General features: G+C 35.8%; 30 protein-coding genes and 3 tRNA genes. 3 read left to right on the forward strand and 30 right to left on the reverse strand.

All coding sequences use genetic code 11. The features are described from left to right. The first annotated feature begins 17 nt into the window (after nucleotides 1-17). Together NTHER_RS14660 and NTHER_RS14665 are read left to right on the forward strand one after the other, a co-directional pair. Complete coding sequence (locus NTHER_RS14660) at nucleotides 18-1,742, forward strand: ABC transporter substrate-binding protein (protein WP_012449285.1); 1,725 nt, start codon at nucleotides 18-20, stop codon at nucleotides 1,740-1,742. 299 nt (nucleotides 1,743-2,041) lie between these two features. Beyond that, nucleotides 2,042-2,233 carry a DUF1097 domain-containing protein gene (locus NTHER_RS14665; RefSeq protein WP_052291992.1) on the forward strand — a complete coding sequence of 64 codons (192 nt, stop codon included), beginning with the start codon at nucleotides 2,042-2,044 and terminating at the stop codon, nucleotides 2,231-2,233. A gap of 119 nt (nucleotides 2,234-2,352) precedes the next feature. On the opposite strand, the gene NTHER_RS14670 is transcribed toward NTHER_RS14665, so the two are convergent. The 17 genes from NTHER_RS14670 to NTHER_RS14755 all read right to left on the reverse strand — a co-directional run bounded on the left by NTHER_RS14670 (nucleotide 2,353) and on the right by NTHER_RS14755 (nucleotide 14,517). Continuing rightward, the gene (locus NTHER_RS14670) at nucleotides 2,353-3,765 is read right to left on the reverse strand and encodes a sodium/glutamate symporter (RefSeq protein ID WP_012449286.1); all 1,413 of its coding nucleotides are present in this window, start codon (nucleotides 3,763-3,765) and stop codon (nucleotides 2,353-2,355) included. 438 nt (nucleotides 3,766-4,203) lie between these two features. Next, nucleotides 4,204-4,279 (reverse strand) — tRNA-Phe (locus NTHER_RS14680). A 1-nt stretch (nucleotide 4,280) separates the two neighbouring features. Further along, nucleotides 4,281-4,355, reverse strand: a tRNA-Glu gene (locus NTHER_RS14685). Between the two features lie 6 nt (nucleotides 4,356-4,361). Beyond that, nucleotides 4,362-4,437 (reverse strand) — tRNA-Lys (locus tag NTHER_RS14690). A 52-nt stretch (nucleotides 4,438-4,489) separates the two neighbouring features. Continuing rightward, the gene (locus tag NTHER_RS14695) at nucleotides 4,490-5,779 is read right to left on the reverse strand and encodes an adenylosuccinate synthase (protein WP_012449287.1); all 1,290 of its coding nucleotides are present in this window, start codon (nucleotides 5,777-5,779) and stop codon (nucleotides 4,490-4,492) included. Between the two features lie 272 nt (nucleotides 5,780-6,051). Beyond that, on the reverse strand, nucleotides 6,052-7,398 hold the full coding sequence (dnaB, locus tag NTHER_RS14700; protein ID WP_012449288.1) for a replicative DNA helicase: 1,347 nt from the start codon (nucleotides 7,396-7,398) through the stop codon (nucleotides 6,052-6,054). 47 nt (nucleotides 7,399-7,445) lie between these two features. Further along, nucleotides 7,446-7,889 (reverse strand): 50S ribosomal protein L9, encoded by a 444-nt coding sequence (gene rplI / locus NTHER_RS14705; RefSeq protein ID WP_012449289.1) that lies wholly within the window; start codon nucleotides 7,887-7,889, stop codon nucleotides 7,446-7,448. A 23-nt stretch (nucleotides 7,890-7,912) separates the two neighbouring features. Further along, nucleotides 7,913-8,866, reverse strand: a complete 954-nt coding sequence (locus NTHER_RS14710; protein ID WP_012449290.1) for a YybS family protein — start codon at nucleotides 8,864-8,866, stop codon at nucleotides 7,913-7,915. A gap of 4 nt (nucleotides 8,867-8,870) precedes the next feature. Then, nucleotides 8,871-9,188, reverse strand: coding sequence for a MazG-like family protein (locus tag NTHER_RS14715; RefSeq protein WP_012449291.1), 318 nt, complete (start codon nucleotides 9,186-9,188; stop codon nucleotides 8,871-8,873). 245 nt (nucleotides 9,189-9,433) lie between these two features. Then, nucleotides 9,434-9,658 (reverse strand): 30S ribosomal protein S18, encoded by a 225-nt coding sequence (gene rpsR, locus NTHER_RS14720; protein ID WP_012449292.1) that lies wholly within the window; start codon nucleotides 9,656-9,658, stop codon nucleotides 9,434-9,436. A gap of 26 nt (nucleotides 9,659-9,684) precedes the next feature. Continuing rightward, entirely contained in the window at nucleotides 9,685-10,131 is a 447-nt protein-coding gene (locus NTHER_RS14725; RefSeq protein ID WP_012449293.1) for a single-stranded DNA-binding protein, read from the reverse strand. Nucleotides 10,132-10,185: 54 nt separating this feature from the next. Further along, on the reverse strand, nucleotides 10,186-10,476 hold the full coding sequence (gene rpsF / locus NTHER_RS14730; RefSeq protein ID WP_012449294.1) for a 30S ribosomal protein S6: 291 nt from the start codon (nucleotides 10,474-10,476) through the stop codon (nucleotides 10,186-10,188). A 97-nt stretch (nucleotides 10,477-10,573) separates the two neighbouring features. Next, a complete protein-coding gene (gene ychF / locus NTHER_RS14735; RefSeq protein ID WP_012449295.1) occupies nucleotides 10,574-11,680 on the reverse strand; it encodes a redox-regulated ATPase YchF in 1,107 nt (368 codons plus the stop codon). 53 nt (nucleotides 11,681-11,733) lie between these two features. Further along, nucleotides 11,734-11,955: a DUF951 domain-containing protein gene (locus NTHER_RS14740; RefSeq protein ID WP_012449296.1), complete on the reverse strand. Its 222-nt coding sequence runs from the start codon at nucleotides 11,953-11,955 to the stop codon at nucleotides 11,734-11,736. 22 nt (nucleotides 11,956-11,977) lie between these two features. Continuing rightward, complete coding sequence (locus tag NTHER_RS14745; protein WP_012449297.1) at nucleotides 11,978-12,652, reverse strand: hypothetical protein; 675 nt, start codon at nucleotides 12,650-12,652, stop codon at nucleotides 11,978-11,980. A gap of 84 nt (nucleotides 12,653-12,736) precedes the next feature. Next, on the reverse strand, nucleotides 12,737-14,020 hold the full coding sequence (locus tag NTHER_RS14750; protein WP_041367230.1) for a hypothetical protein: 1,284 nt from the start codon (nucleotides 14,018-14,020) through the stop codon (nucleotides 12,737-12,739). Next, nucleotides 13,945-14,517: a tetratricopeptide repeat protein gene (locus NTHER_RS14755; protein WP_012449299.1), complete on the reverse strand. Its 573-nt coding sequence runs from the start codon at nucleotides 14,515-14,517 to the stop codon at nucleotides 13,945-13,947. Before NTHER_RS14755 ends, NTHER_RS14750 begins: the two co-directional genes overlap by 76 nt. A gap of 121 nt (nucleotides 14,518-14,638) precedes the next feature. Here NTHER_RS14755 and yyaC point away from each other — a divergent pair, with 121 nt between their 5' ends. Next, nucleotides 14,639-15,238, forward strand: coding sequence for a spore protease YyaC (gene yyaC / locus NTHER_RS14760; RefSeq protein WP_012449300.1), 600 nt, complete (start codon nucleotides 14,639-14,641; stop codon nucleotides 15,236-15,238). A 12-nt stretch (nucleotides 15,239-15,250) separates the two neighbouring features. On the opposite strand, the gene NTHER_RS14765 is transcribed toward yyaC, so the two are convergent. From NTHER_RS14765 to rpmH, 13 genes are all read right to left on the reverse strand, one after another. Further along, complete coding sequence (locus tag NTHER_RS14765; protein ID WP_012449301.1) at nucleotides 15,251-15,628, reverse strand: bactofilin family protein; 378 nt, start codon at nucleotides 15,626-15,628, stop codon at nucleotides 15,251-15,253. Nucleotides 15,629-15,650: 22 nt separating this feature from the next. After that, the gene (locus NTHER_RS15500; RefSeq protein ID WP_012449302.1) at nucleotides 15,651-16,595 is read right to left on the reverse strand and encodes a M23 family metallopeptidase; all 945 of its coding nucleotides are present in this window, start codon (nucleotides 16,593-16,595) and stop codon (nucleotides 15,651-15,653) included. Nucleotides 16,596-16,898: 303 nt separating this feature from the next. Continuing rightward, nucleotides 16,899-17,750: a ParB/RepB/Spo0J family partition protein gene (locus tag NTHER_RS14775; RefSeq protein ID WP_012449303.1), complete on the reverse strand. Its 852-nt coding sequence runs from the start codon at nucleotides 17,748-17,750 to the stop codon at nucleotides 16,899-16,901. Then, a complete protein-coding gene (locus NTHER_RS14780) occupies nucleotides 17,743-18,504 on the reverse strand; it encodes a ParA family protein (RefSeq protein WP_012449304.1) in 762 nt (253 codons plus the stop codon). The genes NTHER_RS14775 and NTHER_RS14780 overlap by 8 nt, the downstream gene beginning before the upstream one ends. A 114-nt stretch (nucleotides 18,505-18,618) precedes the next feature. Then, nucleotides 18,619-19,488, reverse strand: a complete 870-nt coding sequence (noc, locus tag NTHER_RS14785; RefSeq protein WP_041367231.1) for a nucleoid occlusion protein — start codon at nucleotides 19,486-19,488, stop codon at nucleotides 18,619-18,621. Nucleotides 19,489-19,578: 90 nt separating this feature from the next. Beyond that, complete coding sequence (gene rsmG, locus NTHER_RS14790) at nucleotides 19,579-20,331, reverse strand: 16S rRNA (guanine(527)-N(7))-methyltransferase RsmG (protein ID WP_012449306.1); 753 nt, start codon at nucleotides 20,329-20,331, stop codon at nucleotides 19,579-19,581. Beyond that, on the reverse strand, nucleotides 20,294-22,228 hold the full coding sequence (gene mnmG / locus NTHER_RS14795) for a tRNA uridine-5-carboxymethylaminomethyl(34) synthesis enzyme MnmG (RefSeq protein ID WP_012449307.1): 1,935 nt from the start codon (nucleotides 22,226-22,228) through the stop codon (nucleotides 20,294-20,296). Before mnmG ends, rsmG begins: the two co-directional genes overlap by 38 nt. 10 nt (nucleotides 22,229-22,238) lie before the next feature. Further along, nucleotides 22,239-23,615 (reverse strand): tRNA uridine-5-carboxymethylaminomethyl(34) synthesis GTPase MnmE, encoded by a 1,377-nt coding sequence (gene mnmE / locus NTHER_RS14800; protein ID WP_012449308.1) that lies wholly within the window; start codon nucleotides 23,613-23,615, stop codon nucleotides 22,239-22,241. Between the two features lie 96 nt (nucleotides 23,616-23,711). Further along, nucleotides 23,712-24,341, reverse strand: coding sequence for an RNA-binding cell elongation regulator Jag/EloR (gene jag, locus NTHER_RS14805; protein ID WP_012449309.1), 630 nt, complete (start codon nucleotides 24,339-24,341; stop codon nucleotides 23,712-23,714). Then, nucleotides 24,341-24,982: a YidC/Oxa1 family membrane protein insertase gene (locus tag NTHER_RS14810; RefSeq protein WP_012449310.1), complete on the reverse strand. Its 642-nt coding sequence runs from the start codon at nucleotides 24,980-24,982 to the stop codon at nucleotides 24,341-24,343. Before NTHER_RS14810 ends, jag begins: the two co-directional genes overlap by 1 nt. 133 nt (nucleotides 24,983-25,115) lie before the next feature. Next, entirely contained in the window at nucleotides 25,116-25,328 is a 213-nt protein-coding gene (gene yidD, locus NTHER_RS15740) for a membrane protein insertion efficiency factor YidD (RefSeq protein WP_012449311.1), read from the reverse strand. A 40-nt stretch (nucleotides 25,329-25,368) separates the two neighbouring features. After that, the gene (gene rnpA, locus NTHER_RS14815) at nucleotides 25,369-25,716 is read right to left on the reverse strand and encodes a ribonuclease P protein component (RefSeq protein ID WP_012449312.1); all 348 of its coding nucleotides are present in this window, start codon (nucleotides 25,714-25,716) and stop codon (nucleotides 25,369-25,371) included. A 196-nt stretch (nucleotides 25,717-25,912) separates the two neighbouring features. Beyond that, a complete protein-coding gene (gene rpmH, locus NTHER_RS14820) occupies nucleotides 25,913-26,047 on the reverse strand; it encodes a 50S ribosomal protein L34 (protein WP_012449313.1) in 135 nt (44 codons plus the stop codon). Nucleotides 26,048-26,334 lie beyond the last annotated feature (287 nt).

The raw sequence follows: 26,334 nt of genomic DNA on the forward strand, positions 1-26,334 counted from the left end.
TTTTGGAGGGGGATTCTTTGAGAAACTCAAAATTACTAGTTCTCTTTGTTGTCTTGTTGTTTGCGAGTTCCTTTGCTTTGGCGGGTTGCGCACCTCCTGAAGAAGCTAAAGACGAAGAACCCCAAGTCGAAGATGAAGAAAAAGAAGACCCGGATGAAGTAGAAAATCCTGCTGTTGAAAGACCAAATGAGATTATTATTGGTGGACCTGATCTTGATGGAATCTTTAATCCGCCATTACAAAGCACCGTTTATGACTCCTGGATTTTGGGTATGATTTTTGACACAGTTTTAACAGTTAATGAAGATGGTGAATTAACTACAGGCCAAAGGTCAGTTGCTGAAGATTACGAGATATCAGATGATGGTCTAGAATACACTTTTTACCTGCGTGAAGGGTGGAAGTTTCATGATGGTGTGGAAATTACAGCCGAGGATGTGGCCTTCACTTTAGAAGTTACTGCACATCCTGAATACGACGGCCCTCGTTCTACTTGGTCCGATAATATTGTGGGAGTAGAAGAATATCGAGAAGGTGAAACCGATGAAATTGAAGGTATCGAAATCATTGATGATTACACCATTCAAATCACTTCACAAGAACCCAATGCTGGTGACATTTATGATTATTCTACCTGGGTAATGCCAAGTCATTACTATGAATTTGACGAGTATGAGGAACTGCATGAGTTAACTGATGACCCCATGGGTAGTGGTCCTTTTAAGCTTGAAGAGTATAGACCCGATGAACACGCAATTCTGGTAGCAAATGAAGATTACTATCTAGGAGAGCCTGAAGTGGATAGAATCATTTACGAAGAAATAGAATCCGAACAGCAGTTACCATTGGTTGAAACTGGTGAAGCTGATATCGTTCAAGTTTCTTCAACTCCTGAAAATTTAGAAATGTTACAAGATATAGATTTTCAAGAAGAATTAACTTTCTTGGATAATTCTTATAATTATATTGGAATTCAGCACGATAATAAGCATGTAGAAAATCAAAAAGTTAGGCAAGCGTTGGCCTATGGTTTAGATATAGATGCTTTTATTGAAGGTTTACTAGGTGATGAGTTAGGTAGAGCTATTGCTGCTCCATTTTCACCTGTAAGTTGGGCTTATCCTGAAGGTGAGTTAAATTACTACGAATATGATCCAGAAAAGGCAAATGAATTATTAGATGAGGCTGGTTACGAATGGGATGAAAATGAAGAGTTTAGAGTTGATGAAGATGGCGAAAAACTTTCTCTACAATGGGACACCATAGCGGATAATGAATGGTCAGAGCACCTGACTACTTTAGCTTTAGAGCAATGGCCGGAAATCGGGGTTGAACTCAATATTGATAACTATGAATTTAACTCAATGGTGGACCGTCTAGATGATGCACGTGGAGAATTCGATCTTTGGAATATGGGCTGGAGTTTGGGTACAGACCCAGATCCAAGCAATATCTTTAGTGTAGAATACACTGGTATTGGTGAATTTAACACAGGACATTATCACAATGAAGAAGCAGAAGAGTTAATGGAAGAAGGTATCAGAACCTTTGATCAAGACGATAGACAAGAAATATATCATGAATTAGCACATGTATTTAATGAAGATCTACCCTATATTTTCGTATATAGTTCCAAAGAACTCTGGTCCCAAAATGATAGGGTAGAAAACTTTGAGCCTTCAGCGTGGCAAGCATTAAGCTGGAATGTTCACGAATGGGAAGTATCAGAGTATCAAGAATAAAATAATTTTAAACTAAAACAATTAAGTTAGATAACAGTGACTAACCGCCGTCCCTCTTACTGCCGCAAATTTACTAATCCAATACGGCTTCGTTCCAGAATATCTCGGACTAAATTTCATATCTAAACACAAGACTTTTAAGCCCTAGACCGGCCAATAGGTTCGGTCTAGGGTTATTTGTAATATTAGACTTTTTAGACAGTATTAAGCAAGGTGTTATAGTGGACCTTTATTGATTTACGAAAAGTTAACTCGAATAACTTAAAATTAAGTAAGGTTAACCTTAGGAGGGGAAAAAATTGAAACAGTTAACTGCTTTATCGATTACGACAGCTATTTTGTGCGGTATTTGGATTGAGGTAAGTTACTTTATAAACCTTCCTGCATGGGCAGGCTTTGCAGGTTGTACTGCCTTTTTTGCAGCAGACGGAAAATTCGAAGGGTTTAAAAGTGCCCTTTTTACAACTCTGAGTGGGTTTTCTGGACGATAGTACGATATAGAGTTGTCTTGATAAACTAATCCCATTGGTACATAATGTAGAACGGTTGAGTTAATTTAAGCGGCCTTAGCCTATTAGAACATTGGCTAAGGCCGCTCTTTTTTTATTAATTATATCCTCATTTTCTTAAAGTAGAGTAATCCAAAAATCAACAACGCTACTGTAATAATTGAAAGAAAAATTAATATATTAACAGCTCCAAATTGGAAAATTAGTGGTGCCGAGGCTGCTGTAAACAAACCTCCACCAACGATAGGTTCAAAAAGAATTTGTTTATACCCAAAACTTTCTAGGGCAGGTGTATCGTTATCTGGATCTGCTACTTTCATTAATAATAAACCAGTAGCGGCAACTCCCATAGACTGTCCAAAGTCACCTATACCCCTTTCAAACCAAAACGAAGTTAAAATTCTAGGAGCAAGTACTCTAAAGACAAATACAGTCCAAATAATTCCACCAAGAGCTAACACCGTAAACGGAACTATATTATCCCTAATTACAGCTAATTCAAGAGTAGCCAAAGAACTAACTATCAAAATATCTAAAGCAAAGCCTTGAATTCTAGAAATCAAATCCGGATCGAGAGTTTTATAAACATCAATCCTATCCAAAACATACTGAACTATAATACCTCCCACCATTGCCAGAGGAAAGAGAGGGACGTATTCAATTAAATAAACACCAGTAGCACTTCCCCAGGTCAAGGATTCTATCCAAACAAGTCCTTGTAAAATACCGTAACCCAATATAATTGACAAAGCAATATACCCAAAATGCAATGATAATGGTTCAATAGATTCGGCTTTAGTGCTAAGGTGACCGGCGGGAGGTCTTTGATCTAGCTCAGTTAATCCTTTCTTTTCAACATCATCTCTTGTTTGAGGTTCAGTTTTGTTTTGAAACTTTTGCTTTCTAACACCCCAATTAATCAGAGTGATACCAATAATGGCTCCTCCTAATACTCCAACTGTAGCCATACCTGTAGCAAGTGCTTCTCCGTCTTCAAAGCCCATTTCCGCAAAGGTGTCTCCCAATCCAGCTGCTGTACCATGACCTCCTACAAAACCAATCTCAATTAATGCTCCTGCTAATGGATCAACTCCGAAGACAGGAGTTAAAAAGAAAATAACTAATAGTAGACCTACAATATATTGACCAAAAGAAAATATATACCCTAAAACTATTTGAGGTCCCGCCAAATTCCAAACCTTACTTAAAGTTGGCAGTTTCTTTCCAAGAAAAAGAGCGGCAAAAACTACATTGATCATTAGAGCAGGTAAATACCCCCAAGTTTCCAGGCTATGTTTAGGAAATAGACCTGCCTCAGACCAGTGAAATACGTCAGTTAGATTTACTATATTACCTAGAACTTCTGGGCCCAATAATAAAGCTACAAAACCTGCTATTACAGAACTAGGGAGAAATAAATCCTGTAATAAAGTGATTTTAACCCTAATAAATTTTCCAATTAATAATAGCATACCTAAGAGCAAAATGCTAAAACCAACGGAGTACTCAGTCATGAGCACCACCTCCTATGGCGAAGTTTATTTGATTCAACTGTCTCAATTTGTTTTAAAAGCCGGTATTAAAACCTTTAGTCAATTTCAGATGGACATGGAATTCACCATAATTCAACATAATCCGACATTATTTAATTCAACATTATTGGCTAATACCCTTTCAGTTGAGCGATGGCTAAAAATGTTCATAATGTTATTGCATTTTTTAAAAAAGCTTATTTAAACTAGAGCATGCGAATGTCAATGAAAATCTGACCCACCTGCTCATGAATTTTTGAGCCACCTATTCTAGCAATTACTGAGCCACGTGCTATTGAATAAGTGGGCCACTTATTATGTTTCTGACAATTGAACAGTAATCAACATTCAACTTTAATACATCCAAACAAAAAAGCGGTTCTCGAATTTCTCGAGAACCGCTTTCAAGGAATTTTGTGTTGGTGGCGAGAGACGGAATCGAACCGCCGACACGCGGATTTTCAGTCCGCTGCTCTACCGACTGAGCTATCTCGCCATGGTGACCCCTAGGGGATTCGAACCCCTGACTTCGGCGTGAAAGGCCGATGTCTTAACCACTTGACCAAGGGGCCACTAGATGGTGAGCCATCCAGGATTCGAACCTGGGACACCCGGATTAAAAGTCCGGTGCTCTGCCAACTGAGCTAATGGCTCACGCCTCTGACATTTACTAATGGTACACTACTCAGCTTAATCTGTCAACCCTTTATTTATTTTTTATTTTATTTCTTATCTTAGTTTGAGATCGCCGGGGACCATAAGAAACTATAGAGACTGGTACAGAGGTCAGATCTTCTATTCTTTTAATATAAGATTTAGCTGCATCGGGTAATTCATCCCAGTCCTGAATCTGAGATATATCTTCTTTCCAACCAGGTAGTTCTTCAAATACCGGTTCACATTCCGATAATATTTTTTGACTTGCTGGAAAATGTTCAATTGTTTCTCCTCTATATTTATATGCAACACAGATCTTTATTGTATCAAATTCTGATAAAACATCAAGCAATGTCAATGCAATATGGTTAAAACCGTTAATTCTTCTGGAGTAATTTAATATTACTGTGTCAAGCCAGCCAACTCTACGAGGTCTTCCAGTAGTAGTTCCGTACTCCTTGCCTTTTTCCCTAATTTGATCTCCAATTTCACCTGTCAGTTCACTGGGAAAAGGACCGTCACCAACTCTGGTAGAGTATGCTTTGACCACACCTACTACACTGTTGATAAGGTGGGGTGGTGCTCCAGCGCCAACGCAAGCTCCACCTGTTACAGGATTCGAAGCTGTCACGTAAGGATAAGTACCATGGTCTAAATCCAGTAGAGTTCCTTGTGCACCTTCAAAAAGGATCTCTTCACCCCTATTATATGCTTGCTCTAAAAATACTGATGCATCTTTAATAAATGGCTTTAGTTTCTCGGCATATTTCTTATACTCTTGAATTACAGATTCTGAGTCAAAACCGTCCGCTCCATATACATCCTTTAGTAGCTCATTTTTTTTCTCAACGGCCCAGCGCACTTTGTCCTCTAATTCTTCTTCATCAACTAGGTCGCCCATTCTCACTCCTACTCTTGAAGCTTTATCCATATAGCATGGGCCAATTCCTTTACCAGTAGTACCAATTTTCTTATCTCCTTTTTCCTGTTCCTCCATTTCATCGATGACTTTATGATATGGCATTATCACATGAGCCCGGTCACTAATAATCAATTCAAAGGAAGTAATACCATGATTTTTCAAGTATTCTAGTTCCTCAATCAGGCTTTTGGGGTCTATTACCATACCATTCCCTAGAACACAAGTTTTGTTACCATGGAAAATCCCAGAGGGAATCAAATGTAATTTATAAACTTTATCTCCAATACTAACAGTATGTCCTGCATTATTGCCACCTTGATAGCGAACGATGACACCTGAATCTTCGGCTAGATAGTCCGTAACCTTTCCTTTACCTTCGTCTCCCCATTGGCTTCCTACCACTATAACACTTGACATTAAATTACCCCACCTCTCATACCTTTTATTGGTATAATCTATTAATAACTCTATCAAATCAATTTTATACAATAAATCTCACTTTTAACGGGTTTTAGTTTACCAAAGGTGATAACTAGTGTCAATATATTTCCGAACATTTTATTATTTAAAATTTATTCGTTCGGGAACTAAGCTCTATACTATTGAGAGACTTCCTCCAAATAAACTCTATTATATAACCGTTAATTTCCATAAACAAAATAATACAAGGGAGTATTCCCTTGTATTATTCATTCTACCTGTTCATCATATCTATATTCAGTATTTAAGAACTTATTAAAGTCATTTTTGAAAAATAATTCAACAGTTCCTACAGGACCGTTTCTTTGTTTGGCAACTATTACCTCTGCTATATTTGGTTTTTCGCTTTCACTATTATAATAACCATCTCTGTAAATAAATAATACAACGTCAGCATTAGCTTCAATTCCACCTGATTCAAGCAAATCACTTAACATTGGACGCTTGTCCTGTCTTTGCTCAACCGCTCTAGATAACTGAGAAAGAGCTATGACAGGTACATTTAATTCTTTAGCTAGAGACTTCAATGATCTGGAAATTTGTGAAATTTCTTGCTGTCTGTTTTCTGGGTTCTGATGACCCTGCATTAATTGCAGATAGTCAATAAATATTGCCTCTAATCCATGCTCTGCCTTTAATCGTCTGGCCTTAGCCCTCATTTCCATTACAGAAATAGAAGCCGTATCATCAATGAATATAGGTGCCTCTGATATCGGTCCAATAGCTTTGGTTAGTTTAGGCCAGTCTTCACTTGTTAAATCACCTGTACGTAAACGATGGGCGTCGATATTAGCCTCGGCACATAGCATTCTTTGTACCAGTTGATCTTTACTCATCTCTAAACTAAAAATTGCCACTGGTCGGGACTCTCTAATAGATACATGTTGAGCCATATTCAAGGCCAAAGTTGTTTTACCCATGGAAGGCCTAGCCGCAAGAATGATTAAATCAGAAGGTTGAAACCCTGACAACCTTTGATCTAAATCAATAAAACCAGTAGGAAGTCCTGTAACATTCCCTTGATTATGATATAAATTTTCAATGTTATCAAAGGTTTCCATTAAAATTTCTTTCACTGGAACGAAATCCTGAGTAGTAGTCTTTTGACTAACTTCAAAAATAAGTTTTTCTGCTTCGTCAAGAATTTTATCAACTTCATCGGGATCTTCATAACTCATACTAACAATTTTTGTTGATGCTGAGATTAGTTGGCGGAGCAAAGATTTTTCTTCTACTATTTTTGCATAATAATGAACATGGGCTGCTGTGGGCACCGCATTAGCTAAGTCAGCCAAATATGATGCACCACCAACTTCTTCTAGCAGCCCCTCATTGCGTAACTGTTCTGAAAGAGTAACTAAATCTACTGGCTCATTGTTTTCTGCCAGGGAAACCACCGCTCTAAATATCTTTTCATGAGCCTCTTTGTAAAAATCACCTGGTCTGAGAAATTCCGTCACGGATGATATAGCTTCACCATCAAGTAACATCGCACCAAGAACTGATTGTTCAGCTTCTATATTTTGCGGTGGAATTCGATCTGTTATACCAGCCACTCCTATCCCTTCTTTCTAAAATTTGTTCCATACTGTATTGATTTATTTTACTTTTTTTCTGATACCTGAACATCTATATCTACAGTGACTTCGGGGTGTAGTTTAACATGTACTTTATGTGTCCCTAAGGACTTAATAGGTTCCATTTCAATTTTCTTTTTTTCTACAGTGTATCCTTTGCTTTTAAGTTCTTCAGCTACATCTTTATTGGTTACAGAACCAAATAGTTTTCCCTCATCTCCAGTTTTCTGGTAAATAACAACTTTTTCATTATCTAATTTTTGTTTTAACTCTTCAGCTTCTTCTTTTAATTTTTGCTGCCTTTCTTCCTCTTGTTTGCGTTGAAGTTCTAAGTCTTTCATATGTCCTTTGCTTGCTTCAACAGCTATACCTCTTGGAATTAAAAAATTTCTAGCATAGCCATCACTGACCTCTTTAACTTCTCCTGCTGTTCCTAATTTTTTAACATCTTGTTTTAAAATAACCTTCATCTTAATAACCTCCTTCTGTGTAATTACTGCTTTTCTAATTTAACCCTTAAATTCAAGAGTTGATCAATTATTCCTATCAGAACTAAGAGCATATTTAAGATAGGCATAACTAGCCCTATAATTAATATTACTATAATCAAGATATTTGAGAAACCTTTTTTTTCATTGAGAAACCAATAAGCAAAAGCTAAACCATGAATTAACAGGATGTAATTAGATATTAAAAATAAATTGGCTGCTAACATGCCCCAGTATCCATGCAGGTCAAGCTGAAAAAGAAGCATAAAGGCAGAAATTATATAAAACCAGGTAAAAAATGGAGGGAAGCGCCAATCCCTGAAATTTGGAAGTTTTGTTATTACATACCCTAATTTTTCCAAAATTTTACCATTTATTAGATTTTGTAAATAAGCTAGAATAATTGAAACAGCGACCAAACTTGCAGGGATAAAAATCACAACATTTTCCCTGATAATTTCTTTAACATCTTGTAACTCTTCAATTTGACTTTCAGGGGCACCCATCATTTCTAAAATCTCTATTTGACTTTTGAATGCTCCTTCAAAGGTAACTAACATTTCTTGAAACAGGTCAATATCTAAAACCAGCTGTATGAGTCCAAAAAAAGCCAGAAATATTGCTAAAATGGCTACTGTTGCCATAACCATGGCTGTTGAAGCTTTCCACCCTGCTTTAAAAGCGTAGCCTAGACCTCCTCCAATTAGTAAGGCAGTTATCCCCATACTAAGTGCAAATACAGGGTCTACTATTGTAAATAGTGCTGCCAAACCTACAATAGCAGCCATTAGAAAAATTTTAAAATTGGTACGTACCATAATCACTACGTAGGGAGTTGGTAGTATCACAAAAGACAAAATAAACAATGGAGTATAATAAGTTAGGATGGCAAGTACTAGAAATAAGGCAGTTAGGATAGCTCCTTCTGCTATATTTTTTGTATTGTCAGGACCAGTCATGCAGTCACCTCTTTTGATTATCTAGATATGACTTGAGGGCACTTAAATCACCATACCAACTCTCAGCTTCATGACCTTTTTCTATTTGATCATCAATTTTCTCAATTGAAGCTGCTTCCAGATCGTCAAAATCAATCCCCACTCTTTTGGCCAGTAAATACACTGTAATTAAAATACCTGTCAAGGCATCTAGTATTAACTTTTCAGATCCTTCTATGAGTGCCTTAAATAGCTTTCCTACTGATTCAACTAGTTCTCCCTTAAGCCATTCTAAAAAACGAATATTCTTCGCTATATTACCACTTTCATTTTTCCAGCTCATCCTTTAGCCTCCTACCTCTCCTTATTTCCACCCGCCTAAGTATAATTCGCCAAGATAAGTAGAATTCCTGTCTTTAAACACAAGACACTGTGATATTTAGTAGTTGATACTGTAAAAGTCTTCAATTGAAAGTATTAGATGTATCAAACCTAAATACAGCCAAACACAAAGAGGGAGCAAAATTGCCCCCTCATGATAGTTGTATTAGCTTGTATTGGCAGGTATTGTCCTAATGCTTAAAATGCTTAGTTTTCAACAGTGTACGGAAGTAAAGCTAACTGCCTTGCTTTTTTGATAGCAGTAGTTAACTGTCTTTGATGTTTAGCACAATTTCCGTTGATTCTGCGCGGTAAAATTTTTCCACGCTCAGTAATATATTTTTTAAGTCGGTCTAAATCTTTATAACTTACAGTTGTAGTCTTTTCTGCACAAAAACTACAGACTTTATTTCGCCTTCTTCTACGGGCCAAGTTTATCTCCCTCCTTTATGCCAGTTTTAAAACGGCACATCATCGTCTTCTACTTGATATTCTTCACCGCCAATTCCAAATTCATCGCCTTCTACTTGAGTATCACCGGAATCTTGCCCTCCATAGCTGTTTGAACCGCCGGAACTACCTTTGGGCCAGTCCAAAAATTGCACATTTTCACCCACAACTTCCGCAACTCTACGCTTTTGACCTTCCTGAGTTTCGTAATTTCTCATCTGTATTCGTCCACTTACAGCAACCATGCGACCTTTACCCAAATGATTGGCACATTGTTCAGCTACTTTTCTCCAGGTAACTATATTGATAAAATCTGCTTCTCGTTCTCCTTGTCTATTTGTAAATGGTCTTTGAACAGCTAACCCAAAGTTACAGACAGCCACACCATTACCCGGGGTATACCTCAATTCCGGGTCTCTCGTTAGCCTACCGATAAGAACTACCTGATTAAGCAAGGCAAGACCTCCTAAAATCAAATTCCGTAAGTTATTTAAACTGAGAATACTCTTTTATGCATCTTCATCGCGAGCAATTAAATATCTCAATATTGATTCGTCCATTTTTAAAGAGCGCTCTAACTCCGTAAGCACTTGATTCTCTCCTTGGAATTTCCTTAAAGCGTAAATTCCTTCCTGGTAATCATCGATTTCATAAGCTAAGCGTCGTTTGCCCCAAACATCGATTTCACCAGGTGCACCACCATAACGCTCAATTACTGATTTAAACTCGTTATGTTTTTCTTCAACCTGTTCTTCTTCCAAGTCCGGAGTTAAAACATACACAACTTCATAAGCTCTCATAACTTCACCTCCTCCCTCTGGATTAAAGCCCTATTAATAAAAATAGAGCAGGGAATACAACAATTGATGATACCATATTACAAATGGATTTTCAAGTTTAAACATTGAATCTAAAAGTTATCACATCGCCCTCTTGTATTATGTAGTCCTTACCTTCTAAACGCAATTTCCCTTCTTCTTTAGCACGGGGGAAGTTTCCGCAATTTACCAGTTCCTCCCAATTGATAACTTCAGCCTTTATAAAACCTTTTTCCATATCTGAATGTATTTGGCCAGCCCCTTTGACTGCTCTGGTACCTCGTTTAATAGCCCAGGCCCGGGCTTCATTTTCGTTAGCTGTGAAAAAAGTTATTAAGTCAAGTAACTGATATGCTTTTTTTATTAGTCGGTTTAATCCTGAATCAGTTAAATTGAACTCCTCTAAAAATTCATCTTTTTCAGTAGGATCCAACTCTAACAATTCTGACTCCAACTTAGCCGATATTGCCAAACATTCTCCTCCTTGTGTTTGCTCTATCTTTTGCTGATACTTTTCAAGAGCTTGTCTTTTTTCAAAATTAGAAAAAGCTGTTTCACTAACGTTTATCACATGTAATACGGGTTTTTGAGTTAGCAAATTAAGATAGTCAATGAACTTCCTCTCTTTGTCAGCCAATTTAAGATCTTTAATATTATGACCTTGTTCTAATTGTTTTTTAATATAATTGAGTACTTCAAATTCTTCATGATATATTTTTTTGTTAGTTTTTAACATTTTTTCAGTTTTTTCAAGTCTGCGATCAATTGTTTCTAAGTCCTTCAAAATAAGCTCTAAATTAATAACTTCTAAATCTTCATGAATATCAGGTTGTCCATAGATATGTCCTACATTTTCGTCTTCAAAGCCCCTTAATACGTGAATTAATGCATCCATTTCACGAATATGGGATAAAAATTGATTTCCCAAACCTTCTCCTTGATTGGCCCCTTTGACCAAGCCAGCTATATCGACAAATTCTATGGAACCTTCAGTCTTTTCGGGGGAACCTGCACAATACTTAACTTGTTCTAATCGTTCGTCAGGAATTGCTACTATTCCTTTGTTGGGATCCACTGTACAGAAAGCATAATTGGCAACAGCAGCCCCGGCATTTGTTAATGCGTTAAATAAAGTTGATTTTCCCACATTTGGTAAACCAATTATCCCGCATTTTAAAATAGACATTTCTGTTTAACCCCCTTTAAACCTTAAACCGTCAATGGTTAGACCTTTTAGATTTAATTCTTTTCCTTTAGTTCAGACAGTCCCTGATCAATTTCATCTTGTGACAATATTTTTTTAACCCGTTTTTCAAATTTTGCCCTGGGGATCATGACACTACGGCCACAATTTAGACATTTTATTCTAATATCGGCTCCTAAGCGAATTATCTTCCATAGATTTGCTCCACACGGATGTGGTTTCTTCATCCGTACCACTTGATTTAAATCATATTCCATTTTGGTCACCTCCCAGCTGTTTTCAATTCCAAAAATTTGTGATGGTTTCTAGTAATGTAAATCCAATGTAGGAGTTTTGAACTTCGCTAACTAAAGTATAAGGTCCTCCAAAGGGAATCAAGAGACAAAGCAAAAAAAGCCATACTCCCATTACCAAGCAGCCATGAACTATTCCTAAGGCAGCTCCCAACCACGAATTACCTTTGGGAGGTTTCCTACCTAGTTTCTTTGTTTTAAGTCTATTTCTAAATGATACTGCATCTAGTATAATACCAACTAACTTTTGACATACAAAGTATACAATCAAAAAACAAACTAAATTTGCTAAAAAAAATATTACAAAATCATCAACGGGAACTTCCCATACATATTCAATTTCTCCAGTACTAAGAGACTGGACAGGCACCATTTCCTGCTGTTCTTCATTTATAAAATACCAGCTTTTAATAGCATTCTCCCCTATACCTAGCTCTAGAAGAGAATCCAAGTTGATTTGTTCAGTTCCTAAGACCGTCTCGACTTCGTAGTCAACTTTCTGTGCAATTGTTTTTGCTGACGGCCTGGATATAAATGTCGCCAGAAGTATTGAAAAAAATAGGCCTACTACACTCGCTATACTAATACTCAGTGCACGGGCAAAACCGATAATACCATACCAGGCACATCCTAGCATAACCACCAAGTCTATGATATTCATTAACAGCCCCCCAAGATCAATTCATAACATTATATGAATTAATCTTGAGATATTATGAAAGTTTGATATAATTGCAAGCTGTTCTTATTGGTGTCCAGAAATCTCAAAGAGCTTTAATTCGTCTTCTATTAATCCAAAAAAGTAGCGGCAGTTATTAGTAAAAGTACCCTGTGATGCTCCTTTCCAAGGCGCCCTATGGATATATTCTTGACCTTTATTTAACTGGTATAAGGAATTTTCATCAGCTAGTAAAAAGCTATCCGTTATATCCGAGTAATTATAATCAAGTAATTCTCCTCTTAGTTGTATATCATTTTTGACATCTCCTTGGTGATTCATCATAACTATTTTTTTATACCGATCTTCAACCCCTTCACCGATAACCAATTCCTCAACCAAAAAATGTCGTTTAGAATCCCATGATCTAGATCCACGTATTTTATGGTCGCTCTCATATAGGCCTTTTAATTGATAATCCTCAAATATTAAAACTTCTGTTTCTTTTAATGCAAGCAGATAATCACCATGATTAAAAACACCTATGGGCGTTGAATTTAAACTATATTCTTCCCGCAACTCAATAGCATTATCTTGAAATTCAAGATGCTCAACTTCGTAAAAACTCAATTTATTTTCGGGAAGTTTATCTAAAGATATAGTCGTGTATGTTAGAATTTGACGGTGGTCTTTTGAGTAATGATTCAAGTGAAGTATAGCTTGCTCGTCAAACTCAAGTTCAATAAAATCCTCGGCTATCAGGTCATAAAATCTAAGTTTGTCACTATATTCAATTTCACCATGATCAGTATTTATATCAGTAGTTACAAAAGCAACCGAATCATCAGAAAAAAATAATAGTTCATCATTCTTGCTAACTGATAATTCAGTTCGTTTTTCTCCCATCCCATTATAAATTGTCAATCGATCATTCTGTAATTTAGCAACACTTTCTGTTGCAGTAAATAACTCTCCTGAGCTAGTTGAAATTTGTGCAACTTCATCTAAATTTTGATCGTAAATTAACAATGTTTGTTCTTCGTTACTTTTTAACTTTACATACCAATGCTCTTCCGTTTCCAAAAATCCCAGGGCCTCTATTTCTCCTCGATTAATTCCTAGCTGAGTTAAGTTCAACGAACTAACTTCTGTGATTTCAGGCCCACCCCCAAAATATTGATATGGGTTAGCTAAATAAGGAAATCTTGCCGCTATTAAATATATCCCTGATATCAGGAAAGCCAGTAACAAAATTAAAAAATATTTTTTCTTAGAGTTTGCTTCTTTAGATTTAGCTAGCTTGTTAGAACTCCTATTAGTATCAGAGCTGTAACCATAATTATTCCAAGTATTCCGCCCATTGTGAAGCAACCTGTGACTCCCCCTTTTTTTAATGACTCTGGTACATCTTCATTAAAGTAGTGCTTAAACACCTCGTGATCACCATCAAGTCCACTATGTTTATGGGAAAGTTTTTGATACTTAATAAATTTCCCAATCTGTCGCCTTTTTTTATAAATTCTAGCTAAGTTATTATAAGGGATTCGATTTTGTTCGTTTATAGATAATGCATGTTTATAGTATTTTTCAGCAGTTATATCATCGCCTTTTTCCATGTAAACATTCCCAACATTACTATAGGGAGCAGAAAATTCTGGCCACAATTCTGCTGCTTTATTAAAACATTCTAATGCAGAATCCAATTCACCCTGTCGAGCTTTCACTACACCCAACTTATTATACGCTGGAGCAAAATCTGGTTTAGTTTCTATTATGTTTTCCAGTTCTTTCTCTGCATTGGAAAACTCTTTATCTTCAATATACTGCATTGTCTCCTGATATTTCTTTTTAATCTCCTCTATATCCATTGATATCCCCCCTCAAATATAAATTCTTCTCCAAATTTGATTTTCCTGTTTTTTATAAGTATAGCTTCTTGAAAAAAGGGAATAATAATACAGCAGAGTATTTACGAAAGGAGCTTGTACCATGCCTAACTCCCCTGATGATATGAATTCTAAAATATCTGGGAAGTCGTTACGAAAATCACACTTAATTAGTAAATCTTTGTTTAATATTTTGAAAAAAGACCAACCTCAACCCAAAGACATAACGGTTGTCTGTATCGGTACAGATAGGTCCACAGGTGATTCTCTTGGTCCATTGATCGGAAGCCGTCTAAATAAAATCACAACTAGTGATATTACAATTAAAGGAACTCTAGAATCTCCAGTTCATGCCACAAATATAACAGAAACTTTATTGGATTTAAATAAAGAGCTGAAAAGTCCTTATATTATAGCTGTAGATGCTTGTTTAGGTAAACCAGGTAATGTTGGCAAAGTGATTGTTAAGGAAGGACCAGTGAAGCCAGGTGCAGGCGTAAAAAAAGACCTTGAGCCTGTAGGTAATTGTCACGTTTCAGGAATCGTTAATGTTGGGGGCTTCATGGAGTACATGGTTCTTCAAAACACCAGATTATATGAAGTCACCAATTTATCAGTGATTATTAGCAGAGGAATCTCATGGGCAACAAATCATTATATAAAAAAGGTACAGACAGAGTCTGTACCTAAGGTTAAAAATTGATCATTAGTTAAACTATTGTTGCTGCTGTTTTGTTTGCTCCTTTTTTTGCTTCATCTCACAATTACCATCAAAGAGCGCCCCATCATCTATAAATAAGTTAGCAACTTTGACATCACCGAATAATTTCCCTGTAGACAATATCTCCAGGTTTTCAGAACATTCCATATTACCATGTACTTCACCGGCAATCGTCACGCTTTTACTTTTAATATTAGCATAAACTTTTCCCTGTTCTCCCACAATTAAATTATCCCCTGTGGCAATTTCCCCTTCTATTTTTCCATCTACTCTTACAATGCCTTTAGCAGAAATATTCCCTTTAAATTCTGTTCCATGCCCTATAATAGTATCCACTTTATCTTGTTGGGGAGACTGCTTTTTTTTGAACATATTATTCCTCCTTATGGACTAGCTATTCCGTCATGTATTCCCGGGGATTCTCAGGAGAATTGTTCACATGCACTTCATAATGTAAATGAGGAGCTGTGCTATTACCTGTATTTCCTACATATCCGATTATATCTCCACTCTCTACCTGTTCCCCTCGGCTGACATTAAAGTCAGATAAATGAGCGTAATAGGTTGTATACCCATATCCATGATCAATTATAATCAAATTCCCATATCCACCACGGTAGCTTCGATAAACGACTTGTCCGTTGGCCGGGGCACGAACAGGAGTACCGTGGCTCGCAGCTATATCAACACCTTCATGGAATTCTCTACGACCAGTCAGTGGATTTGACCTAGTTCCAAACCCTGATGTGATACGACCATTAACTGGTGGTTTAGAAGGAGTATGCATCCTTTCTTCTTCTTTTTCCACTGCAGCTTCCTTCAGTTCCTCCATGTCAATTTGTTTGTCAGGTAATTGACCCGCTAGTTTGCGTATTGTATAACCAGCTTGTTCGGCAGTACTTGATGCTTGAAAAGCTTTATCGTCTAAGTCCTGTCCCGAGCTAAGAATCTTTTTTTCTGATTGAGATTCATTTCCCCCCTCTTGGGCCAACAAAGAGTCCCCCTCAACTTCTTCCATGTCTAGTATTTCCCTTACTCTCTGTTCAGTCTTGGCAATTTGTTTCATCTCATCTTCAAAGGACTCAATTTTTTGTGCAAATTTATCAATTTTTTCTTGTTGTTTTCGATTTTCTTCTCTAAGTTCAACTGCTTCAGTAGCTTTATCCGTCATACTCATATAATTGCCCACCATATTGATGACTAGGACAACTGATAACACAAGTACAAAAGCTAGACCTTGGAATACATATATAGGTAGTTTGATAGAAAAACTAGATTTTTCAGAGTGCGGAATCAACATGATTGTAAAGGTGTTACTTCTGGGTTTGGTTTTTCTCATAGTTCACCACCCTTTTTCCCCGGCTATCAAAATTTTTTATTGTTAATCTGTAGTGTAATTAAGGACCATGTGGATGCAACGTTTGTGTCAAAAATAATTGCTAGTATTATACAAAATGTTTTACGCATTTATTTAAGGTTCTACATAAAACTGAATTTTCCTTCCACATTTTGAAATTTTCTACTTATCCTTGACCGGGGAAGTTTATATCTTGTCCCTACTTCAATTATATTCAAATACCCAGGTATTGATTAATAATAATTGCTTATTGTTTCACGTGAAACAATAAGCAATTATTATTTCTTACTTTGATAGTAGCTCTATCAGTTTTTCTAAGTCATCATTACTAATAAATTCTATTTCAATTTTTCCCTTCTTTTTTCCCTTGTTAATTTGTACTTTCGTACCTAGTCTTTGTGCTAACTTTTCTTCAATGTCATTTATAAAAGGATCTTTTGAAGAATCTCTTTTAGGTTTTTCCTTGTCTTTTTTAAGTAAGTCCTTAACTTTTTTTTCCGTCTCCCTAACACTAAAACCTTTTTGTGATATTTCTTCAGCTAGTTGTATTTGTTCATCCCCTTTTAATGATAGCAAAGCTCTTGCATGCCCTTCTGTTAAGACACCTTTTCTTACCATATTGCTTACTTTTGGCTCTAATTGCAAAATCCTGAGGATATTAGCTAAAGAAGATCTGCCGATTCCTAATTCCTTTGATAGTTGATTTTGAGTAAGTCCATGTTCATCGATCAATTTTTTAAGGGCTTCCCCTTTATCAATGGGATTTAGATCTTCCCTTTGAATGTTTTCTAACAAAGCTATTTGCATCATTTGTGTTTCGGAGAAATCTTTTATAATAGCAGGAATAGTTGCAAGGTCAGCTTGTTTTGCTGCACGATATCTCCTTTCTCCTGCTACAATGACATATTTATTTCCTTGAGGCACTACAATTATTGGTTGTATGACTCCATGGGCCTTAATTGAATTTGCTAATTCCTCTAAGGCTTCATCCGAAAATTCTTTTCTAGGCTGATGAGGGTTCGGTTCTAGTTGTTCAATTGGCAGTTCTTCTCTCTGTTCACTTTGTTCTTTTGTAGGTTCTTCCTTTAACTCAGGGATTAACGCGTCTAAACCTTTTCCTAACCGTTTTTTACTCAACAGCCAATACCTCCTCGGCAAGTTGTAAATATACTTCTGCTCCCTTAGATTTATTATCGTATGTAATAATAGGTTGTCCATAGCTAGGGGCTTCACTTAATCTCACATTCCTAGGAATGACAGTTTTATATACATCATCTTTAAAGTGGTTTTTTATTTCTTCACTCACTTGAGCACTTAAATTAGTACGTGAGTCATACATAGTGAGTAAAACTCCTTCAATTTCTAGGGCAGTATTCAAATGATTTTGAACGAGCTTAATTGTATTTAATAATTGGCTCAAACCTTCCAGGGCATAATACTCACATTGAATAGGAATTAAGGCGGAATCTGAAGCAGTAAGTGCGTTAACAGTCAATAATCCCAGAGAAGGAGGGCAGTCTATAATTATATAGTCTAAATCCATATGTATATCCCTAAGCAAATTTCTTAATTTAACTTCTCTGCTTATAGTAGGAACTAACTCAATTTCAGCACCAGCTAAGTCAATTGTGGCAGGAGCCACCATCAGTCCATCTATTTCTGTATTTACAACAATATTGTGTACAGGTGTCTCGTTTATTAATGAATCATACATACAACTTGTTAATTTGTTCTTATCTACCCCTACTCCACTAGTTGAATTACCTTGCGGATCGATATCTAACAGTAGAACTTTTTTTCCACTGTGAGCTAAACCCGCACTTAAATTGACAGCAGTTGTTGTTTTACCTACTCCGCCCTTTTGATTTGTAATAGCAATAATTCGTGGCATACTACTTCTCCTTTCGAGATATGCTATTAAATATAAAGTTCTTCATAAAACATTATACATAAAAAAACAAGAAAAAAACAGGCAATTTTAAAAGTTGCCTGTTATAAATTTAAATTATTTTTGTTTATTAGCATCTTTAGGTAAAACTATCTTTATTTCGATCCTATCATCATAATCATCTTCTGAAACATCAGGTTCCAGCCCCGAATCTTTGATTACATCCACCGCTTGTCTTATGGTGTTTAAAAATATACGTAGATCTCTAATTACTGGACGTTTAGTTCTCTTTTTTGACTTGGCTTGTCCATTATCATCCGTATCTTCTTCAATATCAAGCATAATATTGACTCTTTCTTCGGTTTGTTTAACATTTAAATTTTCCGATTCTATTTGGTTTAATAAATCGACCTGCATTTCTTCATTGGGAAGTTTTAATAGTGAACGCGCATGTCGCTCTGTTAAATTAGAGGTGCTCAACTTTTTCTTTACATTTTCTGAAAGCTTTAACAATCTTAATTTATTTGCAATTGTTGATTGACTTCTACCTAATCTTTGAGCAAGGACTTCCTGGGTCAAACCGAATTCGTTTATTAGCTTTTGATAGCCCTCGGCTTCTTCGATAAAGTTAAGATTCTCCCTTTGAATATTTTCAATCATAGCAAGGGCAGCCATAGCACTATCTCTTAATTCTCTCACGATAGCAGAAACTTTTTCTCTTTTTAATCTTTGTAATGCCATGTAACGACGTTCTCCAGCAACAATTTGATAACGCTCTCCTACTTTTCTAACTACAATTGGTTGTAGCAACCCATATGTTTTTATTGACTGCATTAATTCTTGTAATCTTTCTTCGTCAAACTCTCTCCGTGGTTGGTACGGATTGGGATCAATTTCTTCCATGGGAACTTCTTGGATGTTTTCCTCAAGTTCACTCTCTTCCTCACCACTCGAAATTCCCAATAACTTTGCCCAGGATTCTTTCATTACAATAAGTTCACCACCTTTCAACAGCTAGCAAATATTTTCCTTCTATTATTAAAGGAAAAATTCCTGCCAAAAAAGTATAAACAAAAGTTAACTTAGAGGTCTCTTTTGCGGTATTCCCACATTTCTAGGATATTTATCCGGGGTTAAACCAGTCTTTTCTATTTCTACTATTAAATAAGGATTACGATTTTTTGACAATTGATATTCAAAGGTGTTTTTTATCGAACCACCTAACAACTTTAAAGCAGCTTGAGCCTCTTTTTGTTCATTTTCAAACTGCTCAACAGTTTTCCAAACCAACAATCGCCCACCCCTGTTAAGAAAAGGTAGTGATATTTCTGAAACCACATTCAAAGAAGACACAGCCCTATTAACAACTAAAGAGTAACCATTCCTATGTAATTGATCATGAGCCAATTCCTCCGCCCTTACATGATATACTTCAATCTCAGGGATTTCAAGTTTCCTTATGAGTGCCTTTAAAAACCTAACTTTTTTAAAATTAGATTCCAAAAGACAGGTCTTTATTCCAGGTTTTGCCAGCTTTAGAGGTAATCCAGGAAAACCAGGTCCTGACCCTAAGTCTAACATAGTTTCATAATCGTCAATAATTGTATATTTCAAGGGAATTAAAGAATCAAGAAAATGTTCTAAATATATCCCTTGGTCACTGGTGGTACGTGTTAAATTAAATTTTTTATTCCAGTCCAGTAACTCTTCTTTATATACAATAAAACTTTCATCTATTTCCTTTGGAGCTGTTTCTCCCCACTGCTTAATCTTGTCAGATAAGTTAGATAAATTAGTCATCATTTTCACCTGTCTCTGTATTTGAATCATCATGACTGGCCTGATTCCTGTCCGCACGCTGTTTCAGTTGTTCAAGATAAACCATCAACACAGAAATATCTGAAGGGTCTATTCCAGAAATCCGATTTGCTTGCCCTACGGATCTGGGTCTGTACGTTTGCAATTTTTCCCTTGCTTCTATTGACAAACCTGAAATTTGACTATAATCAATATCATCAGGAATTAAACGAGCTTCCAACTTTTCAAACCTTTGCACCTGTTCCACTTGTTTATCGATATATCCCTCATACTTAATTTGTATTTCAATTTGTTCTGTAACTTCTAAAGGTAAATCAGGTCTTGTTTCATCGAAATACTCCAGTGCTTCATATGAAATTTCTGGCCTTTTTAAGATGTGAAATAAGGTTGTAGGTTTTTTTAACCCAGAGGTATTGTGTTCTTCCATAAAGTTTTGTACATTTTTATTAGGTGTTAACTTAATTGATTTAAGCCTCTCTTTTTCGCTTTCTATCTTCTCTAGTTTCTCTTTGAATTTTTGATAATTGCCTTCTTTAATAAGCCCTACTTGATAACCAAGTTCGGTTAGCCTTAAATCTGCATTATCTTGTCTCAGTATCAAACGATATTCGGCGCGGGAAGTTAACATCCTATATGGCTCTTGAGTCCCTTTTGTAACAAGATCATCAATTAATACTCCTATATAACCTTGACTACGTTTGATAATAACAGGCTCTTTACCTTGAATTTTTTGAGCTGCATTTATTCCTGCTAAAATTCCTTGACCAGCAGCTTCCTCATACCCACTAGTACCGTTGATTTGACCAGCAAAAAACAATCCAGATATTTGTTTGTGTTCTAGAGTTAATTCTAACTGGGTTGGGTCAATACAATCATATTCTATAGCATATCCAGGTCTCATTATTTCAACTTCTTCTAAACCAGGTATAGTTCTGAGCATCCTTTCCTGAACATCTAATGGTAAGCTTGTTGACATTCCCTGAACATAGTATTCCTGAGTATTTAATCCTTCAGGTTCTAAAAATAGTTGATGTCGTGATTTGTCAGGAAATCTAACAATTTTATCTTCAATAGAGGGGCAATATCTTGGACCGGTACCTTCTATTCTTCCAGAATAAAGAGGAGATCTACTTAAACTATCATTAATTATTTTATGGGTTTCATAATTAGTGAAAGTTAAATAACATGGCAATTGTTTCAGTCTTTCAGAACTATGATAAAAAGAAAATCTCCAGGGATAATCATCCCCATGCTGAATCTCCATTTCATCGAAATTCAAACTTTTTCTATACACTCTAGCAGGAGTCCCTGTTTTAAATCTCATTAAAGAAATTCCGTGCTGTTTAAAGTCCTCTGATAAACCATAGGCAGCTTGCTGGCCATTAGGACCTCCAGAGTAGTCTACATCCCCTACTATAATTCTTCCCTTTAAATAAGTTCCTGAGGTAATCACGAGTTGTTCACAATAATAATAAGTGCCATCTTTAGTAACGACACCTTTAATTTGATTGTCTTCTATCATTAACTGATTAACTGTTTCTTGTTTGAGAAGGAGATTTTCTTCATTTTCTAAAATGTATTTCATTCGTTCTTGATATTTAATTTTATCAGCTTGAGCCCTCAAAGCCTGAACAGCTGGACCTTTGCGGGTATTTAACATCCTAAATTGAATAGCAGTATCATCTATATTTTTGCCCATTTCTCCCCCTAAAGCATCAACTTCTCTGACAATGTGACTTTTTGCCGGACCTCCAATAGCAGGATTACATGGCATTAGAGCTATTTGGTCTAAATTTAAAGTCAATAACAAAGTTTTAGCCCCAATTCTAGCACCAGCTAAAGCGGCTTCACAGCCAGCATGTCCTGCGCCCACTACAATTAAATCATAATTGCCACCATAATAGGCCATATTAACAACCTCACTTTCCAATACAAAAATCATTAAAAATTCGATCTACAAGTTCTTCTGAAGCAGTTTCACCTGTGATTTCACCTAAGTAATCATAAGCCTCTTTTATATCTATAGCAATTAAATCCTCACTCATTTCAGCCTTGATATTTTCTTCTGCTGAACTTAGAGCTTCCTTAACTTTGTCAAGAGAATGAAAATGGCGAGCTTTTGTAATTACTAATTCCTCCGTCTGCATAACTTGCCCACCAAAAACCAATTCAGAAATATGTTCTTCCAATTTATCCAGACCCTCTTCTTTAAGCGCAGAAATCCGCACTTTTGGTATTTGGGAGACTAATTTATCAATTTCATCTATATCAAGTTTTTCATGGAGATCAGTTTTATTTAATACAAGTAAAGAAGTTTTATCCTGAGCCATTGTCAAGATTTGTTTATCCTCCTGGCTTAATTCCTGAGAAGAATCTATTACAACCAGAATAATATCGGCTTGCTCCATAGAATCTCTAGTACGTTTAACTCCAATTTGTTCTACTTTGTCTTCAGATTCCCTAATTCCGGCAGTATCTATTATGCGCAAAGGGATTCCCTTTAAATTTATCACTTCTTCTAAAACATCCCTGGTAGTTCCAGGAATTTCTGTGACTATAGCACGTTCTTCTCCCAAGAGTAGATTTAATAAAGAAGATTTGCCTACATTCGGTCTCCCAACAATAACAGTTTTGATTCCTTCTCTAATTATTTTGCCTTTATCGTAACTTGCAATCAAATTGTTTATGTCAACCTTGGCATTGTCAATTCTATGTTTTAATTCATGATAATCCTCTACATCAATATCTTCATCGGGGAAATCAATTCTCGCTTCTAAGTTTGCCATTACAGATACTAAATCATCTCTTAATCTATCTATTTTCTGTTTAAGATTTCCTTGTAGTTGATTTATAGCAACATTTTTTAAGTTATTTGTCTTAGAGGTAATTAAGTCCATAACCCCTTCCGCCTGCGTTAAATCCAAACGACCATTTAAAAAAGCTCGTTTTGTGAACTCACCAGGTTCAGCTGGTCTAATACCGTAACTAAACAATAATTGTAAGATCTCTTTAACTGGTACCATTCCACCATGACAATGTATTTCAACTACGTCTTCACAAGTGTAAGTATAGGGCTTGTTCATAAATACAACTAAAACTTCATCTAAAATTCTATTGGTTTCTGGCGATACGATCTGACCATGATACATCTTCTTATTATTAAAGTTTCCATCAGTTCGTGAACTTCTAAATATCTGTTTCACTTTATTTTGACTATCTGGACCACTTACTCTAATGACTGCTATGCCACCTTCTCCAGGAGGAGTAGATAATGCTGCGATGGTATCCTCAGTCAATCTATATCACCTCTATTATTATTTATAGTCTATTGGCAATAACCAAGTTATAAGAAAACCGCCCCTAAAGGCGGTTTTTGTTTAAGTGAATCTGCACTACTTTTCTTGCAATTTAATCACTACTTTTCGATTAGGTTCTGTACCCTCACTAAAAGTAGTGATTCCATCATGATCTTGCAAACTGGTGTGAATAATCTTTCTCTCATATCGGTTCATTGGCTCTAACATAACTTTTTTACCTGTCCTCTTTACTTTTGAAGCCAGGTTTTCAGCCAATTTCTGTAGGGTTTTTTTGCGTTTATCTCGATAATTTTCCGCATCCAAAATTATATAATGGTTAGAACCCTGCATCTTTTGATTTAAATATAAATTAGTCAAAAACTGTAATGAGTCTAATGTTTGACCCCTTTTTCCTATTATAACTCCTAAATTTTTACCTTTTATTTCAAGATGAATTTCTTGATTTGCTTGAGCTTTTAACTCTACAGTTGCCGGTATCCTCATTCTATCCAAAATTCCTTCTAAATACTCACTGGCAAGTTCTACTGGATCAAATTTTTTTGTAACTTTAACTAATGCCGGTCTAGCACCAATAAAACCTAATAATCCACTTGAGGGTTCTTCAATTACCTCAATATCAGCTAGGTTCCGTTCTATACCCAGCTCAGATAGACCCTTTTCTACAGCCTCTTCTACCGTTTTACCAGTAACTTCAACCTGGCTCATTACTGATTAGCTCCCCCTTCTTTTTGGGTCTCGGGTTTATTCTTCTTCATAACCAAATGTGCAATCAAGGAAAAGATATTACCCACTACGAAGTATAGAGGAAGCCCTGCTGGTAACGTAGAGCTGATAAAAATTATCATAAAGGGCATGATCATCATCATTGATGAATTAGATTGGCTTGTCATAGTTAGCTTTTGCTGCAAAAATGTTGTACCACCTGCAAGTATTGGCAAGATAAAGAAAGGATCTGATTGACTTAAGTCAATACCTAGGAATACAGGGTCTACATCACCTAAAAATTGTTGGTAATCACGAAGTAATCTAAACATAGCAATTAATACGGGCATCTGTACAATCAAAGGCAGGCAACCAGCTGCTGGGTTAACTTTGTGTTTTTTCCATAACTCCATTGTTTTCTTATTAAGTGTTTCTTTATCGTCCTTGTATTTTTCCTGTAATTTTTTCAATTCAGGTTGTAATTCTTGCATTTTGTTAGTAGATTGCATTTGTTTAGCCATTAATGGAAAAGTTAAAGCTCTAACTCCAATTGTCAATATTACAATAGCAAGTCCATAACTGCCGGTTAGTTCATAAAAAAAGCTGAGAATACTGCCCAGGACTGAAATAATTGGATCTAACATAAACTTCCTCCTTCTTTTTATCGAATCAAAACAACATCTTTTTCCGTTATTTTTTCTAGATTTCTTAAACTAGAAATTGTTCCCTGATACTATCCTAGATATTCATAACTTGATCTATTACTGTCACAAGAGTTTATTCGACAGGATCATAACCACCTTCGTGAAATGGATGACATTTTATGATTCTTTTAAAAGCCATGGTACCACCCTTGAAAATTCCATATTTATCAATAACCTGGATGGCATATTCGGAACATGTGGGTATGAAACGACAGGACTTAGGTAGAACAGGAGATATTATCCTTTGATAAGCTCTGATAAAGATGAAGATAATTTTTTTAATCATAAAGTATTCAACCTTATATTAAGATATTTTTCACTTTTTATCATATCACATTTTTTTGTAATAATTTAGACTTTTTTGTTAATCTTATAAATTCCCTCTGACATTTATGATAATCTAATTCGTCAGCTCTAAATCTGGCCAATAAAATCAGATCATATCCCTGCATCATGTTGGGGTTATTTAAACGATAAACTTCTCGCAGTAACCGTTTAACCCTGTTTCTAGTTACACTATTTCCTACTTTTTTACCTACAGAAAAACCAACACGATTAATATTAAGAGAATTTTCCAAAACAAATAACACTATATACTTGGTTGCATAGGATTGGCCGTATCTAAATACACGTCTAAATTGATAATTTTTTTTAAGAGTTACTATTTGGGACATAACCAAAACTCCTTCGTAATAACAAATGATAGCTATTTCATCTTTCTAACCATCTATTGTTTCTAACATTATTGTCAGTTAATTATTAGCTATAAACTATTTAATCAGTCATTTATTACGATACATAAATGTTATTCACAAGGCGAATTTTGTCAAAAAAATTCAAAAAGGTAGAAAAGGCCACATAGTGCGGCCTTTAAGCAGAAAGTGTTTTTCTACCTTTTCTTCTTCTGTTACGAAGGATATTTCGTCCCGCCTTAGTTTTCATGCGTTTACGAAAACCATGTTCTTTTTTTCTTTGTCTTTTCTTTGGTTGATAGGTTCGTTTCATTAAGAAACACCTCCTTGGATGTCTACAAAGGGAAGGCAGAATACTAAAATAATTATAGCTTATATAAAAAAGGTGGTCAAGCAATATAGTAATATGAATTGTGGATATTTACCCGATGAAGTGTGGAAAGGTTTTGGGATAATTATTGCAGTTTTCCACACCATCTGATATTATTTAAATGATTATAAGGAGTTATCCCCAGAAATTATCCACAATCTGTGGAAAACTTGTGGATTACTTGTTGATTTTCTTGTTAATATTATGTGAAAAAAACTCTGTTATTTTCT

Origin of the sequence: Natranaerobius thermophilus JW/NM-WN-LF (genome assembly GCF_000020005.1) — a bacterium.
Classification (GTDB): domain Bacteria; phylum Bacillota; class Natranaerobiia; order Natranaerobiales; family Natranaerobiaceae; genus Natranaerobius; species Natranaerobius thermophilus.

What these genes read in the sequence shown, in the direction of transcription:
- NTHER_RS14755 (WP_012449299.1), bottom strand. Translation starts at nt 14,517, where the DNA reads ATGGATATAGAGGAGATTAAAAAGAAATATCAGGAGACAATGCAGTAT.
- noc (WP_041367231.1), bottom strand. Translation starts at nt 19,488, where the DNA reads ATGAAAGAATCCTGGGCAAAGTTATTGGGAATTTCGAGTGGTGAGGAA.
- rsmG (WP_012449306.1), bottom strand. Translation starts at nt 20,331, where the DNA reads ATGATTCAAATACAGAGACAGGTGAAAATGATGACTAATTTATCTAAC.
- yidD (WP_012449311.1), bottom strand. Translation starts at nt 25,328, where the DNA reads ATGATTAAAAAAATTATCTTCATCTTTATCAGAGCTTATCAAAGGATA.
- rnpA (WP_012449312.1), bottom strand. Translation starts at nt 25,716, where the DNA reads ATGTCCCAAATAGTAACTCTTAAAAAAAATTATCAATTTAGACGTGTA.
- jag (WP_012449309.1), bottom strand. Translation starts at nt 24,341, where the DNA reads ATGAGCCAGGTTGAAGTTACTGGTAAAACGGTAGAAGAGGCTGTAGAA.
- NTHER_RS14765 (WP_012449301.1), bottom strand. Translation starts at nt 15,628, where the DNA reads ATGTTCAAAAAAAAGCAGTCTCCCCAACAAGATAAAGTGGATACTATT.
- rpsF (WP_012449294.1), bottom strand. Translation starts at nt 10,476, where the DNA reads ATGAGAGCTTATGAAGTTGTGTATGTTTTAACTCCGGACTTGGAAGAA.
- NTHER_RS14745 (WP_012449297.1), bottom strand. Translation starts at nt 12,652, where the DNA reads ATGAATATCATAGACTTGGTGGTTATGCTAGGATGTGCCTGGTATGGT.
- NTHER_RS14715 (WP_012449291.1), bottom strand. Translation starts at nt 9,188, where the DNA reads ATGAGCTGGAAAAATGAAAGTGGTAATATAGCGAAGAATATTCGTTTT.
- NTHER_RS14670 (WP_012449286.1), bottom strand. Translation starts at nt 3,765, where the DNA reads ATGACTGAGTACTCCGTTGGTTTTAGCATTTTGCTCTTAGGTATGCTA.
- rplI (WP_012449289.1), bottom strand. Translation starts at nt 7,889, where the DNA reads ATGAAGGTTATTTTAAAACAAGATGTTAAAAAATTAGGAACAGCAGGA.
- NTHER_RS14780 (WP_012449304.1), bottom strand. Translation starts at nt 18,504, where the DNA reads ATGCCACGAATTATTGCTATTACAAATCAAAAGGGCGGAGTAGGTAAA.
- NTHER_RS14695 (WP_012449287.1), bottom strand. Translation starts at nt 5,779, where the DNA reads ATGTCAAGTGTTATAGTGGTAGGAAGCCAATGGGGAGACGAAGGTAAA.
- NTHER_RS14710 (WP_012449290.1), bottom strand. Translation starts at nt 8,866, where the DNA reads ATGACTGGTCCTGACAATACAAAAAATATAGCAGAAGGAGCTATCCTA.
- yyaC (WP_012449300.1), top strand. Translation starts at nt 14,639, where the DNA reads ATGCCTAACTCCCCTGATGATATGAATTCTAAAATATCTGGGAAGTCG.
- NTHER_RS14740 (WP_012449296.1), bottom strand. Translation starts at nt 11,955, where the DNA reads ATGGAATATGATTTAAATCAAGTGGTACGGATGAAGAAACCACATCCG.
- ychF (WP_012449295.1), bottom strand. Translation starts at nt 11,680, where the DNA reads ATGTCTATTTTAAAATGCGGGATAATTGGTTTACCAAATGTGGGAAAA.
- NTHER_RS15500 (WP_012449302.1), bottom strand. Translation starts at nt 16,595, where the DNA reads ATGAGAAAAACCAAACCCAGAAGTAACACCTTTACAATCATGTTGATT.
- rpmH (WP_012449313.1), bottom strand. Translation starts at nt 26,047, where the DNA reads ATGAAACGAACCTATCAACCAAAGAAAAGACAAAGAAAAAAAGAACAT.
- mnmG (WP_012449307.1), bottom strand. Translation starts at nt 22,228, where the DNA reads ATGGCCTATTATGGTGGCAATTATGATTTAATTGTAGTGGGCGCAGGA.
- NTHER_RS14810 (WP_012449310.1), bottom strand. Translation starts at nt 24,982, where the DNA reads ATGTTAGATCCAATTATTTCAGTCCTGGGCAGTATTCTCAGCTTTTTT.